The sequence below is a fragment of the Telluria sp. AZSoR62 genome (assembly GCF_058111565.1).
In genome coordinates, this window is sequence record NZ_JBYTST010000541.1 from 1 (window position 1) to 241 (window position 241).

Annotated in this window: 1 protein-coding gene; it reads right to left on the reverse strand. The window is 56.8% G+C overall.

The features are described from left to right. Positions 1 to 241, reverse strand: a 241-nt coding sequence (locus AC3XQU_RS24690; protein WP_489876735.1) for an AIPR family protein, incomplete at both ends; no start/stop codon positions are given.

Consider the following 241-nt stretch of genomic DNA (forward strand, 5'->3'; position numbering starts at 1 on the left):
GGCTGGGGTAGTGACTGCTGCGCCCACACGGTGTTGAAGTCCATCAGGTAGCCGCGTCCGCTTTTCTCGATTTCCCACGCGATTTTGGCCATTGTGTAGGTGACGATGTTTGCTAGGTAGCCCTTGTCGTACCAGTCCGCTTTGGCAACATCGGCGCGGATGGTGTTGAACATGATGGCCCGGGCGACGACGTTCTTGAAGTACAGCTCGTTGAAGTCAGACTCTGAGCGCTCCCAGGTGT